The sequence below is a fragment of the Bacillus sp. TH17 genome (genome assembly GCF_016651125.1).
Taxonomy (GTDB): domain Bacteria; phylum Bacillota; class Bacilli; order Bacillales; family Bacillaceae_G; genus Bacillus_A; species Bacillus_A mycoides.
On the sequence record NZ_JAEKEN010000001.1, the window covers coordinates 1,470,406 to 1,484,251 of the forward strand.

Here is a 13,846-nt window from a genome sequence, read left to right on the forward strand (position 1 = left end):
TATAGCTTTTATAATAATATTATCTTGAAACACGAAGGGACTGAACTATGCGCAGATATCAATATCTTGACCCCAAAATAAAAACATAATGGAGGTAAAAATATTGATTACAGAACTACAAACCGAAAGATTAGTTTTAAGAAAAATGAAAGTATCAGACTCAGCTAGCATGTTTACAATTTGGGCGGATCCAGAAGTTACAAAATTTATGAATATCAATAGTTTTACTGATGAAAGCCAAGCGGTAGATATGATTGAAATGCTTGATAAGTTATCTCGGGAAAACAGAGCTATTCGTTATTCAATAATTGAATTAGAATCAAATGAAATTATCGGTTCTTGTGGTTATAATTCATTTGATTTCAAAAACGCCAAAGCAGAAATTGGTTACGATATTAGTAAAGCTTTTTGGGGTAAGGGGTATGCGCCAGAAGCCATTCTCTCTTTAATGGATTATGCGTTTAGTACTTTAGAATTCAATAGAATAGAAGCAAAAGTTGAATCTGAAAACATCAATTCAATAAAAGTCTTACAAAAGTTAAACTTTACATTCGAAGGGACAATGAGAAAGTGTGAAAAATCTAATGAAAAGTTTATTGATCTAAGTATTTATTCAAAATTAATAACAGATTAACTTATATTACTTAGCCTACATTCCTTAAAATGTAGGCTATTAAATACCCTCGAAGCATCCTTAATTGCTATTAATTGAAAGTGAGGGCTACGGCTCTCTTTTTTAATTCACAATTTCTAGTACAATTGAAATAATTAAGAAACGTATAGAGTAATCCGTCCGATCTTAACCACTGAAGAAAAATTAACAGAGGAAGAGATCATGAACTTTGCTGTTGAAATGAGGGAAAAGAAATAGAAGGACACAACTATATAATAAGAAAAATCTAGAAGATACGTAATATTTAAAAATGAACCGTCTCATAAAGAACATGTAGTAATTTCTACGTGTTCTTTTTTAATAAAAATGAAAGTAAACTGTTAAATAAAAATTTACTTTCAATGTCATACAAGAAGAACAAAAAATAAGTCGTCTTTTGCTCTTAACAGGGTCTTACCAGCAGCATCCGTTACTTTAGAAACACTCCTATGAGATATAATTATTGATGGTACTTTTTAGGTGATATACTGGAGGTAGATTACTCATCTAATGATGAAGGGAGGTTTACGCGTATGGAAGTAACATTTACAGTAAGTAAATGGGATGAAAAGCCAGTCAATGAAACTAGAAAAGATTTCCCTATTAATATTGCCCATGTCGAATATGATATTGACGGTGAATTAAAAGGAAAAGCTTTTGTTGAATATTTATTATATTATTTAGAATCAACTATAGATGATGGTCACTTGGCTACTGCTAAAATTTCTGGATTTTTACATTTCGAAGGAATTTATAAGGGAAAACGAGGGACATTTATAGCTATAGAGCAAGGGATATTTGATAAAGGAAATCTAGATTCCCCTGCAACAATCATCAAAGCTACTGGTGAATTAGAAAGCCTGAAAGGGTCCTATAATTATAAGTTTACAGGTCAAACCAGTAAAATGATTCTAGACTTTGAATTCTAACAAAATATCTTATAATTTAGCAAAAAGGGCATCCACTGTAATACCAGGAATGTCCTTTTTTAAACTAAATTATACCGAAAAACAAGACTCAAAATTTTCAATGGGAGGAAATGATATGAGGATCACGATACAAGAATATGTGGTCAATGAAATAGATTCAGGACCATATGGAATAACCGTAGGAAAAGACGGAGCATTGTGGTTTACGGAACAGAAAGGGAATCGAATTGGTAGAATAAATGCTACTGGTGAAATAAATTCTTTTCCCATTCCGACAGCAAATGCAGGAGCTATGTCAATTATCTCGGACCAGACCGGTGACTTATGGTTTACGGAATATAACTCAAGCAAGATCGGTAAAATGTCGATGAACGGTCTTTTTGAAGAATATGTACTCCCTACAACGAACGCTGCACCTTTTGGCATAACGGAAGGCCCAGATGGAGCAATATGGTTTACAGAAATGAATAATGGTAGGATCGGAAGAATAACAAAGTCAGGGGAAATCACCGAGTTTGAATTGCCTAACTCCAAATCATTTCCCTCTTTTATTACTCTGGGATCAGACGGTGCATTATGGTTTACACAGAATCAGAACAATAGGATTGGGAGAATAACCACTAAAGGTGAGGTCAAAGAATATCCAATCCCAACACCCAACTCCGGGCCAGTTGGAATTGCGAGCGGCCCAGATGGAGCAATATTGTTTGTGCAAATCATAGGCAATAAAATTGGTAGAATTACGTTCGAAGGTGAGATCAAAGAATTTGTTATACCGACGCCGAACGCTCGTCCTCATGCCATAATACCTGGGAAGAACAGAGATCTTTGGTTCACAGAATGGGGAGGTAACCAAATCAGCCGTATTACAGTTGAAGGAGTTATTACGGAATATACGATACCTACAAATAATGCAGAGCCACATGGTATCACGTTTTGTCCGGATGGCGATCTTTGGTTCGCTGAAGAGTGTAATCAAATTGGACGTCTAACAATCATTACGTAATAGGGATATCGTCCATCGCTATCAAGCTCAGAAAAGTAAATATCCCATCACCATCAAGTTAAGAATTTGGTTGCTCCCCAAAACGAAAAAATGTGCTTTTTTGTTACAAGTAGCACAAAATTTCGTTCTGGGGGTACTATAAAATTTTAGCTTGATGGCGATGGGGTCTCGCCATCAAAACGTGAATTTCGCACGCTAAGGAATTTCTATATTAAAAAACTTGGCTTTACCGTACGTTAAGGAAGTTCCATAAACGATATTTAATGTTTGTTATTGTTACTACAGAAAGAACAAAAAGAATGAATTAAATATGAATCGATTTATCCCGCTATTTGCGGGCAGTAAGACTCCCACCTCAAAATTCGGCGAATACGAGGGAGTTAGGTGGGAGTCGGACTGCCCGTAAAAGCCCGATTGGTGAGGGCTAATAATCAGTGGGGGATGAACAAAACCCCCACTGATTAAAGTTTCACTTTATCTGATTCAAGATCATTTGTATCGAGTGTATGAAGCTAAAAAATAAAAGTTTCATTGTAAATCCTAAGTGGAGTAGAAGTTTAGGTTGATAAATAAGGGAGTCGAATTTTTTTGCATAAAGCTGTATAATGCTTGTAACGAAAAGGAAATACAGGAAAGGATATGTAATGAGTTACTATGGATAAGGATAAACAACAATTAAGCGTTGAAGTTGCAAGATTATATTATCAATCAGATTATAGTCAGCAAGAAATTGCTAATAAATTAAATATTTCAAGACCGACGATTTCTAGATTATTGAAGTATGCGAAAGAAAAAGGATTTGTTCAAATTAGTATAGCTGATCCATTTGCTGACTTAGATAACGTTGGGAATTTACTTAAAGAAAAGTATAACCTGTTAGAAGCGCATGTCGTATTTTCTCCAGTACCAGAATATGCAACGATTACGGAGTATATTAGTAAATATGCAGCTGAGTATATGGAAAAGACAGTGAAAACTGGTGATATCGTTGGTGTAAGCTGGGGAATGACGATGTATGAAATCGCTAGAAAAATCGTACCGCAACATGTGAAAGGTGTAGAGGTTGTCCAGTTAAAAGGTGGCATTAGTCACTCAAGTGTAAATACATATGCGAATGAAACGATCGCGTTATTTGCAGATGCTTTTCAAACGACGCCAAGAAATCTACCTCTTCCAGTTATATTTGATAATGCGGTGACAAAAGAATTAGTGGAGCAAGATAGACATATTCATCACATTATTGAAATGGGGAAACAAGCAAATATTGCAATTTTCACTGTTGGAACAGTGCGTGATGAAGCGTTATTATTCCGATTAGGATATTTAGATAAGGATGAAACGAACATTTTGAAAGAACAAGCTGTCGGTGACATTTGTTCACGTTTCTTTGATGGAGACGGAAATATTAGTAGCGAAGAAATTAATAAGCGTACAATTGGAATTGAGTTAGAGGAACTTAAATTAAAGAAACGTTCTATTTTAGTTGCAGGTGGTAATAGAAAAATAAAAGCAATTGACGGTGCGTTACGTGGCGGGTATGCAAATGTACTAATTATAGATCAGCATACAGCGAAAGAATTGTTACATTATCAAAAAGGTTAGAAATAAAAGGCTTTCTCAAAATATTAATTTTGAGAAAGCCTTTTATTTTTAGTATGAATAAATCAATGTGTAGTACCTTGTAAAGTATTTGTAAGGAACGCTCTTTGATTGATCTCCTTTTTCAAAAATTAGTGAGTTAGCCATAATATCTCTATCTACAAAACTCCAGCCATCTTGCTCCATCATATCGATAAAAGGTTCCATTTTTCCGCGCTTTACTAAGTAGGGGTATTGATTATCTATCGGTTCTACTTCCACCATTTCTTTATCTTGAATAACCATCTTAGACATAGCTAAAGCAAATGGAACTGGGTTTCCTTCTTGGAAAATAACATCCCTTTTATAAAAAATAAATATGGATAGTGAGGTGCATACTAGCAATGTGAATATAAAGAATTTTGACTTAAACAAGTGGTTCACATCCTTTATTTACAAGCTTATACTACTTTCAATGTATTACTAGAAATTCCCTTCTAAAAAAGAATGAACAAAAGTTCAAAAGTGTATTTACATTTGTTCAACTAAGAGTTAGAATGAAGTTGTTAAAAGATATGAGGAGTGAAGATAATGAACATTGCAAAGTTAATTGACCATACAATTTTAAAACCAAATTCTACAAAAGAAGATGTTATGAAAGTAATCGAAGAGGCAAAGCAATACAAATTTGCTTCAGTTTGTATTAATCCTACATGGGTAAAGCTAGCTGCTGAAGAATTAGCTGGACATGATGTAGACGTTTGTACTGTAATCGGTTTCCCATTAGGAGCAAGCACTACTGAAACAAAAGCATTCGAAACAAAAGATGCTATCGCAAAAGGTGCAACTGAAGTTGATATGGTAATCAACGTAGGTGCTTTAAAAGATGGCGACAATGAGTTCGTTGAAAAAGACATTTATGAAGTAGTACAAGCAGCAAAAGGAAAAGCTCTTGTAAAAGTAATCATTGAAACTTGCCTTCTAACAGATGAAGAAAAAGTTCGTGCTTGTGAATTATCAGTAAAAGCTGGCGCTGATTTCGTAAAAACTTCAACTGGATTCTCAACTGGCGGAGCAACTGCAGAAGATATCGCATTAATGCGTAAAACAGTTGGACCAAACGTTGGCGTGAAAGCATCTGGCGGCGTTCGTACACGTGAAGATGCAGACAAAATGGTAGAGGCTGGAGCTTCTCGCGTTGGAGCAAGTGCTAGTGTTGCAATCGTATTAAATGATGCAAAAGGTGCTACAGATAATTACTAATTAATAAAGTGTGAAAAGCAATAGATACACGTTTAAAGTAAAGTGTATCTATTGCTTTAACAATTGAAAAGAATGTAAGCGGATACGAATGGGAGGAGACGGCTTATGAAATACTTAATCGGTGTTTTAGGCCTCGTATTGATTTTAGGTATCGCTTGGCTTGCTAGTAATGATAGAAAGAAAGTCAAATATCGCCCAATCATAACGATGGTTATATTACAATTCATTTTGGGGTTTTTATTATTAAATACAAGCGTAGGGAATATATTAATTAGCGGAATAGCAGATGGTTTTGGAGAATTATTAAAATATGCCGCTGATGGTGTGAATTTCGTATTTGGTGGATTAGTAAATCAAAAAGAGTTTTCATTCTTTTTAAGTGTATTAATGCCAATCGTATTTATATCAGCTTTAATAGGTATTTTGCAACACATTAAAGTATTACCTATTATTGTGAAATCTATCGGTCTAGTATTAAGTAAAGTAAATGGGATGGGGAAACTCGAATCATATAACGCGGTAGCTTCTGCGATTTTAGGACAATCTGAAGTGTTTATTTCAGTTAAGAAACAACTAGGATTATTGCCAGAGAAAAGAATGTATACATTATGTGCATCTGCAATGTCTACAGTATCTATGTCTATCGTTGGATCATATATGGTGTTATTAAAACCGCAATATGTTGTAACCGCTTTAGTGCTTAACTTATTCGGTGGCTTCATTATTGCTTCTATCATTAACCCGTATGAAGTTACTGAAGAAGAAGATATGTTAGAAGTACAAGAAGAAGAGAAAAAGACATTCTTTGAAGTATTAGGGGAATACATTATAGATGGATTTAAAGTTGCGATTACAGTAGCAGCTATGTTAATTGGTTTCGTTGCCCTTATCGCATTCATTAATGCAGTATTTAAAGGTGTAATCGGTATCTCATTCCAAGAAATTCTTGGTTATGTATTTGCACCATTTGCATTTATTATGGGTGTTCCATGGCATGAAGCAGTTAACGCAGGGAATATTATGGCGACAAAACTTGTATCAAATGAATTTGTTGCGATGACAGATTTAGCACAAGGAAACTTTAATTTCTCAGATAGAACGACAGCGATTATATCTGTATTCTTAGTTTCATTTGCAAACTTCTCTTCAATTGGAATTATTGCTGGGGCAGTTAAGAGCTTAAATGAAAAACAAGGGAATGTAGTCGCAAGATTTGGTTTGAAATTACTTTTCGGTGCAACGTTAGTAAGTTTCTTATCAGCAACAATCGTTGGCTTATTATTTTAACAGATTCATATAATATAAAAAGGAATGGTGATTACAATGAGAATGGTAGATATTATTGCGAAAAAACGTGATGGAAAAGAATTAATGACTGAAGAAATCAAATTTTTTATTAATGGATATACAGATGGAAGTATTCCTGATTATCAAGCGAGTGCACTTGCAATGGCAATTTTCTTTAAAGATATGACGGATCGTGAACGTGCAGATTTAACGATGGCAATGGTTGAGTCTGGAGAAACAATCGACTTATCAGCAATTGAAGGCATTAAAGTAGATAAGCATTCAACTGGCGGTGTTGGTGATACAACAACATTAGTATTAGGACCATTAGTTGCTGCTTTAGATGTACCAGTAGCAAAAATGTCTGGTCGTGGTTTAGGACATACGGGCGGGACAATTGATAAATTAGAAGCGGTAGAAGGATTCCACGTTGAAATTACGAAAGAACAGTTCATTGATATTGTAAACCGTGACAAAGTGGCTGTTATCGGACAAACAGGAAACTTAACACCCGCTGATAAAAAGATTTATGCATTACGTGATGTAACAGGAACAGTAAATTCAATTCCTCTAATTGCAAGTTCAATTATGAGTAAAAAAATTGCAGCTGGTGCTGATGCAATCGTACTTGATGTAAAAACAGGTGCGGGTGCATTTATGAAAACCGAAGAAGATGCAAAAGAATTAGCTCATGCAATGGTACGTATCGGAAATAATGTTGGACGTCAAACGATGGCAGTAATTTCAGATATGTCACAACCTCTTGGTTTTGCTATTGGTAACGCTCTAGAAGTGAAGGAAGCAATTGATACTTTAAAAGGCGAAGGTCCAGAAGATTTAACAGAATTAGTACTTGTATTAGGAAGCCAAATGGTCGTACTTGCGAAAAAAGCAAATACATTAGAAGAAGCTCGTGAAATGCTAATTGAAGTGATGAAAAATGGAAAAGCAACTGAGAAGTTTAAAGAGTTCTTAAGCAACCAAGGCGGAGACAGCTCAATTGTAGATAATCCAGAAAAAATGCCACAGGCGAAGTATGTAATTGATGTACCTGCAAAAACTTCAGGTGTGATTTCAAACATTGTTGCAGATGAAATCGGTATCGCAGCTATGTTATTAGGTGCAGGTCGTGCGACAAAAGAAGATGAAATCGATTTAGCGGTAGGATTAATGTTACGTAAAAAAGTTGGCGATGCAGTAAAAGAAGGCGAGCCGTTCGTAACGATTTATGCAAATCGCGAAAATGTAGAAGATGTAAAAGCAAAAATCTATGAGAACATTTCTATCGCTGAAACAGCAGTGGCTCCTAAATTAGTTCATACAGTTATTACTGACTAATCATAATTACATTTACTTTGAGGAGGAAATAATATGGATAAGAAAAAATATATCGAAGAAGCAAATAAGATGTTATCGAAAGCGTATATTCCGTATTCTAAATTTCCTGTTGGTGCAGCGCTAGTTACAAAAGAAGGTAAAATCTATACTGGTTGTAATATAGAAAACGCTTCTTACGGTTTATGTAACTGTGCAGAAAGAACAGCAATATTTAAAGCAGTATCAGAAGGTGAGCGCGACTTTAGTTACTTAGTCATTACAGGAGAAACTGACGGACCTATTTCACCATGTGGTGCTTGTAGACAAGTTATTGCTGAATTTTGTGATCCGAAAATGCCAGTTTTACTAACAAATGTAAAAGGCGATGAAAAAGAAGTGACTGTAGAGCAGTTACTGCCTGGTGCCTTTTCAATTGAAGATTTAAAATAAGTTAAAAGGCCATTCCACAATTAATAGTTGTGGAATGGCCTTTTTTATTTTCAATAATAGAATGTAATAATCTGTTCATATTCCGTTCATAAACTTTGCGTAAAATGATTGCAGTGAATATGGAAAGTGACGATATAAATTGTCGTTCTACAGCAGGAGGAATATGATGAAGAAATTATATAATGCAGCATTCATTTACTTAATTATTGGTTTATTATCAGGTGTATTTGCAAGAGAGTATACGAAAGCGCAAGGCATTAAAGGATCCACTATGTTGCAATTAGTGCATACACACGTATTAGTGCTCGGCTTTGTATTCTTTTTGGTCGCTTTAGCTCTATTTAAAGTATTTAATGTCCGTGAAACAAAAAGTTTTCGTGCGTGGTTTGTTGTTTATAATGTAGGATTAATTTTTACTATTGCTACAATGGTATTTAGAGGTATTCTACAAGTAAATGGAACTGACTTTAATGGTTTAAGCCATATGGCTGGATTAGGTCATGTCATTATAAGTGTTGGGCTCGTTTGGTTTATGATTTTGCTCAAAAAATCTTTTAAATAGATAGGAGTGGAGAGTATGAGTTTAGCACTTTTATCAAGTATAGTAGCGGTTTGTATGGCCGTTGGAGTTATGTTTCTTCGCTTTAAGTCAGCGAAAAAACCGGTAACGAAAAAGAAAATTATATTACCGCCAATTTTTATGAGCACTGGTGCAATGATGTACTTCTTACCAGAGTTTCGATTAACGTCTTTAGAAATAGTAGAGGCAATTAGCGTAGGACTTATTTTCTCTATATTTCTTATTAAAACATCTAAGTTCGAAATAAGAGGCGAAGACATATATATGAAACCATCAAAAGCGTTCATATTTATTTTAGTTGGTTTATTAGCTGTCCGGGTAGCATTAAAATCATATTTAAGTCAGTCGATTGATTTAACCCAATTAAGTGGAATGTTTTTCTTACTCGCTTTTGCGATGATTGTATCGTGGAGAATTGCGATGTATCGCTCGTTTACTAAATTAGAAAAGACAATAAAAAGAGCTGGAATTTCTATATAGGAATTTCAGCTCTTTTTATGTTTTATAAGATTGTTTTTTTAGCTTTGATTTCATTTGCTTAATTTTAAACGTATTTGAGCATCTTGTAATGCAACTGGTGTAACGTTAAGACCATTTTGATCAACGATTTTTGTGTTTAATAAAATGGAATCTAAGCTCCCGCGAAATGTTTTTGTATAGTTTTGACGCAACATTTGTTGTTCTTGTTTTTCATCAACTGTTAATCCAGATGTTCTTTCTTTTTTTGATAATTCGTTAATACGGAATAAAATGTTTTGCATTTTGTTCACCTCTTACTTTAAATTAAATTAGTTACTTACTAATTTATAGTTATTTTAACTTTTTCATATGAATATGTCAAGAAGGGTAAAAGAAAAGTAGACACCCGTATTACAGTAAGTGGGTGTCTACAAGGAAAATATAAAGTTTAGCTTAATTCATGTAAGTGACTAACAAGTTCTGCTGTTTTAGAAAAGAATGGAGAATGATCAGCTTCCAAAGTAATGATTTTCACACAAGGAGTTTCTGTATTCATTCGGCGCTGAAAATCAATCGGAATTGCTCTATCTAGAGTTGTTTCGATATAAATACGATTTACAGTTCCAAAGTTCTCTTCTGATATTTTCAGCTCTTTTTGGAACGGTCCTAGTGGTTGAGGACGCATTTGATTAAAAGATGCTCCTTTAATAGAACCGTCTTCTGTAGCATTTAAAAATGTTTGTTCAATCAACTCTGGTATAAGTTCTGCGGTTATGTCATTCTCATTTATAGAGAATTGTGGGCCAGCTTCTCCGTCTAACTTACTACCAAGACTTTCTCCATTTTGTGGCAAGAATGCACAAAGATATACTAATTTATCGATTTTATTTGGTATAAGCTCAGCGGTTTGAGTGATCACAATTCCACCCATACTATGTCCAACAAGAATAACTTTTTCATTTTGTTGATTTATAATAGTTGTTACTGCATTAACATAGGAATCTAATGTTATATTTTGTGATGGAGTTGTATCTTTCCCACTTCCAGGTAAGTCTAGTGTAATAACTGTATGTCCGAAAGCCTCTAGTTGAGGTTTTACTAAATCCCATGCCCATTCACCTTGCCATGCTCCATGTACTAAAACGTAAGTACTCATTTAATCAACACTCCTCTAATGTTTATATGTTTATTTTTTCGTAATATTGATGATGTATAATTAGTGTATATGAAGTGGATTGATAAATATAATGAAGCTTATTTATAGATGATATAAATAACTTTTATATAAGGAGAACAGAATGAACGTTTTTGATTTTAAAGTTTTTAAATACGTGGCTCGTTTGAACAGCATTAGTTTAGCAGCTAAGGAGTTACATATGACACAGCCGGCTATAACTCATATCGTAAACAAATTAGAGAAACGATATGCTATAACATTATTTGATCGCTCTAGACAAGGAACTGTTTTAACTGAAAATGGAAAAAAATTTTTAGTTTGTGTAGATCGACTTCTAATGGAGTATGAAAACCTTGAAGAAACAGCTTTACAATTAAAAAATAATAACTTGTATAAGATTGTATTAGCTACATATCCTTCAGTTACTGTATATTGTTTGGCGGAGTGTATCGAACAAGGTAATTTTGATCAAAGTCAGTATGTGCTTGCAGTTCGAGAAGGAAGCTATCAAGAAGTGTTAGATTGGCTGTCTTCTGAAAGTGCAGATTTTTCTATTTCTATAAAAGAAAATTTAATACCAGGATTTCACTATGATGTAATTGGTGAAGATCCGTATGTTATGGTTTCTTCTAAGTCAGTTCCATCAGGTCTTACAATGAAAGAGTTGAAAAATTATCCTTTTATAATGCCGCTCTCTGGTTGTAAAGAAGTACTTGAACCATATTTGATGAAAAATGAAATAGTAGTTAATAAAGTGATGGAATCAGAGACAATTAGTTCGGCGTTAGCACTGGCTTTACAAGTTAAAGGAATAACAATCGTTCCATTATCAGGACTTCATAAACAAATTATTCATGACTTCATCGTGCAACCGATAGAAATTAAAATTCCACGACAACTTATTATGCAATGGTCACCTAAAAAAGAAAATGACGCACTGTTTCTGGCGTTTGTTACGAATTTACTAAGCCAACTACAACAAAAGAAAAAATGAATAAAATGATACAAAAGGTAAGCTCATTTCACTGAAGCTTACCTTTTGTGTGTATTACCAATATAGGACAGTATCATAAAGCCCGATTAATATAAGGAGAACACCGGCTATACGCTGAATGTTTTTTCCTATTTTTCGGCTCTTTTTCAGTAAAGTCCCATTTAATCCAAGGTAGGAGATGATGAACATAAGTACAACGATAGGTAGAGCAGTTCCTATCGAAAAGAATGTCGGAAACAAGTATCCATAATTAGATGAGAAAGATAAAGGGATTAACGTTCCGAAAAATAGAACGAACATAGTCGGACAGAAGGCTAAGGAAAAGAGAATCCAAGTAAAAATGAGCCAACCTCATTTTGTTTTCGTATAAATTTGATCGAGAAGAAACTTCTTCCTTTTATAATACCTGCCAACATTAGCCCCATTAAAATTAATAAAGGTCCAATTATTTTTCGTAACCATGGGAAATACAAAGTTAATATTTGCTGAATCTCTTTTCCTAAGAACCATACTAATAGTCCAAGTGTCGTAAAAGCTATTATTTTTCCTAAAATAAATAACAATATATGTTTCCATACATGTCCCTTTTGTAAAGATTGATTGCCATAAAGTGAAACTTTAATCAGTGGGGGGGTTGTTCATCCCCACTGATTATTAGTTGAACCAATCGGGCATTTACGGGCAGTTGATATCCCACCTAACTTCTTTGTACTATCCGAATTTTGAGGTGGGAGTTTTACTGCCCGTTAATGCGGGATAAAGTGTAATAGCGCTAATGTTTCCTGTTAATTGGCAAGGAGAAAGGGTACCTACAATGCCTAATAAAAACGCAAATAAAAGAGGAATTGATTTCGTAGCATTCGCGATATCCATTAAAGGAGACATGAGTTGATAACTCCACTCGCTAACTGTTGAAAACACGTTATATTCACCTTTCTAACTAGTTATATTGTAATGTTCCATTTTTAGTAATCTGCTTCCACGTTTTACCGTCATCCATAGAAAGAAAGACATTTGCTTTCATTGTAGCAAAAACTATTTCAGCTGAATTTTGAGGATTTTGTGATATGTACATAATTGTATCTTTAGAATCTAAAGATGGAATCTGTAAGTTTGTTTCTTCATTTGTAGCAATTGATTTCTTCGTAATTAGTTGCTCAGTTTGCTTATTAATAGAGGCATAGATAATGTCTTCATTACTTAATGTAACTGCGGTCGATTCAACTGGTTTAGAAAATAGTTCAAATGTATTTCCATAATCTGTAGACAAATATACACCGTCTTTAGCACTTACCGCGACTACACTAGATTGATCTGGATGTGCTGAAAAGGAATGGATTGTACTTGAAAGACCGTTTAATTTACTATTTTTCCAATCTTGTCCGTTGTTCGTACTGAAATAAAAACCTTGTTGTAATTTAGAATTTGGACGCTCATTGTATAAATAAATTGCTTCCGTATTATATCCGACAGCAAGGTTATGAAAATCAGATTCTCCATAAAACGCTAGCTTTTCGAGGGTATTACCGCCATCAGAACTTTTCATTAACCCTAAAGGATTTTTTAAATTTGCACCTGGTTCAGGATGACCGCTGGCAACGAATCCATTCTTTGTTGCCTGAAATCCCATGTAATCATGTAGCTCAGTCGTAGTTTCAAACCATTTACCATTTTGATAAACTTTTATACCACTGTGAGTTGCGATAGAAACCCCAGGCATATTTCCCGCGTAGCCAATTCCATGAATGTGCTCGATTTTTCCAGATGTAATTTCTTTATAGAAGTTTTGCGGAATCGTAGTTGCTGTTTCTTTATTTTTTGGCTGAGATTGCACCGTTTCTTTTTTAGCTGGTGCTGTTTCAGCATTGCTAGAACATCCTGTAATTATTAATAAAGAAGTAATTGCTAACCCTGTTGCTACATAATGTTTCACTTTTGTAGACTCCTTTCCATATATATGAGATTTTAAGTATATGGAATAAATGTCAAGAAATTGTGGAGTGGTATGCAGAATTTAGAGTGGAAGGGGCCCTAGTAATGAAGATTTTCTTTTCTCTATGAGCACTATTAATTGACGAAAAATTATAACAATAATAGAATGAATTATATTGGATAATTAGTTTCAAAATTATACATAGAACGCTAGGGGGATTA

Annotated in this window: 17 protein-coding genes and 1 pseudogene; 11 read left to right on the forward strand and 7 right to left on the reverse strand. The window is 34.3% G+C overall.

Annotated elements, in window-relative coordinates; genetic code table 11:
• Nucleotides 1-103: 103 nt before the first annotated feature.
• From JFT95_RS07460 to JFT95_RS07475, 4 genes are all read left to right on the forward strand, one after another.
• On the forward strand, nt 104-634 hold the full coding sequence (locus JFT95_RS07460; RefSeq protein WP_002126830.1) for a GNAT family N-acetyltransferase: 531 nt from the start codon (nt 104-106) through the stop codon (nt 632-634).
• 551 nt (nt 635-1,185) lie between these two features.
• Complete coding sequence (locus JFT95_RS07465; RefSeq protein ID WP_002126833.1) at nt 1,186-1,581, forward strand: DUF3224 domain-containing protein; 396 nt, start codon at nt 1,186-1,188, stop codon at nt 1,579-1,581.
• Between the two features lie 115 nt (nt 1,582-1,696).
• Nucleotides 1,697-2,587, forward strand: coding sequence for a Vgb family protein (locus tag JFT95_RS07470; protein WP_201051849.1), 891 nt, complete (start codon nt 1,697-1,699; stop codon nt 2,585-2,587).
• Nucleotides 2,588-3,241: 654 nt separating this feature from the next.
• Complete coding sequence (locus JFT95_RS07475) at nt 3,242-4,189, forward strand: DNA-binding transcriptional repressor DeoR (protein ID WP_000356572.1); 948 nt, start codon at nt 3,242-3,244, stop codon at nt 4,187-4,189.
• Nucleotides 4,190-4,237: 48 nt separating this feature from the next.
• Here the strand turns inward: JFT95_RS07475 and JFT95_RS07480 are convergent, their stop codons facing one another.
• Nucleotides 4,238-4,600 carry a hypothetical protein gene (locus tag JFT95_RS07480; protein WP_002086260.1) on the reverse strand — a complete coding sequence of 121 codons (363 nt, stop codon included), beginning with the start codon at nt 4,598-4,600 and terminating at the stop codon, nt 4,238-4,240.
• A 156-nt stretch (nt 4,601-4,756) separates the two neighbouring features.
• On the opposite strand from JFT95_RS07480, the gene deoC reads away from it, so the two are divergent.
• From deoC to JFT95_RS07510, 6 genes are all read left to right on the forward strand, one after another.
• Complete coding sequence (deoC, locus tag JFT95_RS07485; protein ID WP_002012110.1) at nt 4,757-5,428, forward strand: deoxyribose-phosphate aldolase; 672 nt, start codon at nt 4,757-4,759, stop codon at nt 5,426-5,428.
• A gap of 105 nt (nt 5,429-5,533) precedes the next feature.
• Nucleotides 5,534-6,715, forward strand: coding sequence for a NupC/NupG family nucleoside CNT transporter (locus JFT95_RS07490; RefSeq protein ID WP_002035026.1), 1,182 nt, complete (start codon nt 5,534-5,536; stop codon nt 6,713-6,715).
• Between the two features lie 36 nt (nt 6,716-6,751).
• Nucleotides 6,752-8,053, forward strand: coding sequence for a pyrimidine-nucleoside phosphorylase (locus tag JFT95_RS07495; RefSeq protein WP_002126836.1), 1,302 nt, complete (start codon nt 6,752-6,754; stop codon nt 8,051-8,053).
• A 33-nt stretch (nt 8,054-8,086) separates the two neighbouring features.
• A complete protein-coding gene (locus JFT95_RS07500) occupies nt 8,087-8,482 on the forward strand; it encodes a cytidine deaminase (RefSeq protein ID WP_000358532.1) in 396 nt (131 codons plus the stop codon).
• 166 nt (nt 8,483-8,648) lie between these two features.
• Nucleotides 8,649-9,044 carry a DUF2871 domain-containing protein gene (locus tag JFT95_RS07505; protein WP_000737878.1) on the forward strand — a complete coding sequence of 132 codons (396 nt, stop codon included), beginning with the start codon at nt 8,649-8,651 and terminating at the stop codon, nt 9,042-9,044.
• A 15-nt stretch (nt 9,045-9,059) separates the two neighbouring features.
• Nucleotides 9,060-9,542, forward strand: a complete 483-nt coding sequence (locus tag JFT95_RS07510; protein WP_002012104.1) for a CcdC family protein — start codon at nt 9,060-9,062, stop codon at nt 9,540-9,542.
• 50 nt (nt 9,543-9,592) lie between these two features.
• On the opposite strand, the gene JFT95_RS07515 is transcribed toward JFT95_RS07510, so the two are convergent.
• Nucleotides 9,593-9,823: a DUF896 domain-containing protein gene (locus tag JFT95_RS07515; RefSeq protein ID WP_002168639.1), complete on the reverse strand. Its 231-nt coding sequence runs from the start codon at nt 9,821-9,823 to the stop codon at nt 9,593-9,595.
• Between the two features lie 146 nt (nt 9,824-9,969).
• Nucleotides 9,970-10,677, reverse strand: a complete 708-nt coding sequence (locus JFT95_RS07520; RefSeq protein ID WP_002126841.1) for an alpha/beta fold hydrolase — start codon at nt 10,675-10,677, stop codon at nt 9,970-9,972.
• Between the two features lie 142 nt (nt 10,678-10,819).
• On the opposite strand from JFT95_RS07520, the gene JFT95_RS07525 reads away from it, so the two are divergent.
• On the forward strand, nt 10,820-11,692 hold the full coding sequence (locus JFT95_RS07525; RefSeq protein WP_201051850.1) for a LysR family transcriptional regulator: 873 nt from the start codon (nt 10,820-10,822) through the stop codon (nt 11,690-11,692).
• Between the two features lie 54 nt (nt 11,693-11,746).
• Here the strand turns inward: JFT95_RS07525 and JFT95_RS29865 are convergent, their stop codons facing one another.
• The 4 genes and pseudogenes from JFT95_RS29865 to JFT95_RS07540 form a co-directional block, all read right to left on the reverse strand.
• Entirely contained in the window at nt 11,747-11,992 is a 246-nt protein-coding gene (locus JFT95_RS29865) for an urease accessory protein UreH domain-containing protein (protein WP_003188550.1), read from the reverse strand.
• 14 nt (nt 11,993-12,006) lie between these two features.
• On the reverse strand, nt 12,007-12,255 hold the full coding sequence (locus JFT95_RS29465) for an urease accessory protein UreH domain-containing protein (RefSeq protein ID WP_002126842.1): 249 nt from the start codon (nt 12,253-12,255) through the stop codon (nt 12,007-12,009).
• 147 nt (nt 12,256-12,402) lie between these two features.
• A pseudogene (locus tag JFT95_RS07535) lies at nt 12,403-12,613 on the reverse strand (hypothetical protein); the annotation flags it as partial.
• Between the two features lie 19 nt (nt 12,614-12,632).
• Nucleotides 12,633-13,625, reverse strand: coding sequence for a F510_1955 family glycosylhydrolase (locus tag JFT95_RS07540; protein WP_002126844.1), 993 nt, complete (start codon nt 13,623-13,625; stop codon nt 12,633-12,635).
• Between the last annotated feature and the right edge of the window lie 221 nt (nt 13,626-13,846).

Bases quoted from the DNA above. Each gene is read 5' to 3' on its own strand.
- JFT95_RS07465 (WP_002126833.1), top strand. From the start codon at position 1,186: ATGGAAGTAACATTTACAGTAAGTAAATGGGATGAAAAGCCAGTCAAT.
- JFT95_RS07470 (WP_201051849.1), top strand. From the start codon at position 1,697: ATGAGGATCACGATACAAGAATATGTGGTCAATGAAATAGATTCAGGA.
- JFT95_RS07475 (WP_000356572.1), top strand. From the start codon at position 3,242: ATGGATAAGGATAAACAACAATTAAGCGTTGAAGTTGCAAGATTATAT.
- deoC (WP_002012110.1), top strand. From the start codon at position 4,757: ATGAACATTGCAAAGTTAATTGACCATACAATTTTAAAACCAAATTCT.
- JFT95_RS07490 (WP_002035026.1), top strand. From the start codon at position 5,534: ATGAAATACTTAATCGGTGTTTTAGGCCTCGTATTGATTTTAGGTATC.
- JFT95_RS07495 (WP_002126836.1), top strand. From the start codon at position 6,752: ATGAGAATGGTAGATATTATTGCGAAAAAACGTGATGGAAAAGAATTA.
- JFT95_RS07500 (WP_000358532.1), top strand. From the start codon at position 8,087: ATGGATAAGAAAAAATATATCGAAGAAGCAAATAAGATGTTATCGAAA.
- JFT95_RS07505 (WP_000737878.1), top strand. From the start codon at position 8,649: ATGAAGAAATTATATAATGCAGCATTCATTTACTTAATTATTGGTTTA.
- JFT95_RS07510 (WP_002012104.1), top strand. From the start codon at position 9,060: ATGAGTTTAGCACTTTTATCAAGTATAGTAGCGGTTTGTATGGCCGTT.
- JFT95_RS07515 (WP_002168639.1), bottom strand. From the start codon at position 9,823: ATGCAAAACATTTTATTCCGTATTAACGAATTATCAAAAAAAGAAAGA.
- JFT95_RS07520 (WP_002126841.1), bottom strand. From the start codon at position 10,677: ATGAGTACTTACGTTTTAGTACATGGAGCATGGCAAGGTGAATGGGCA.
- JFT95_RS07525 (WP_201051850.1), top strand. From the start codon at position 10,820: ATGAACGTTTTTGATTTTAAAGTTTTTAAATACGTGGCTCGTTTGAAC.
- JFT95_RS29865 (WP_003188550.1), bottom strand. From the start codon at position 11,992: ATGTTCGTTCTATTTTTCGGAACGTTAATCCCTTTATCTTTCTCATCT.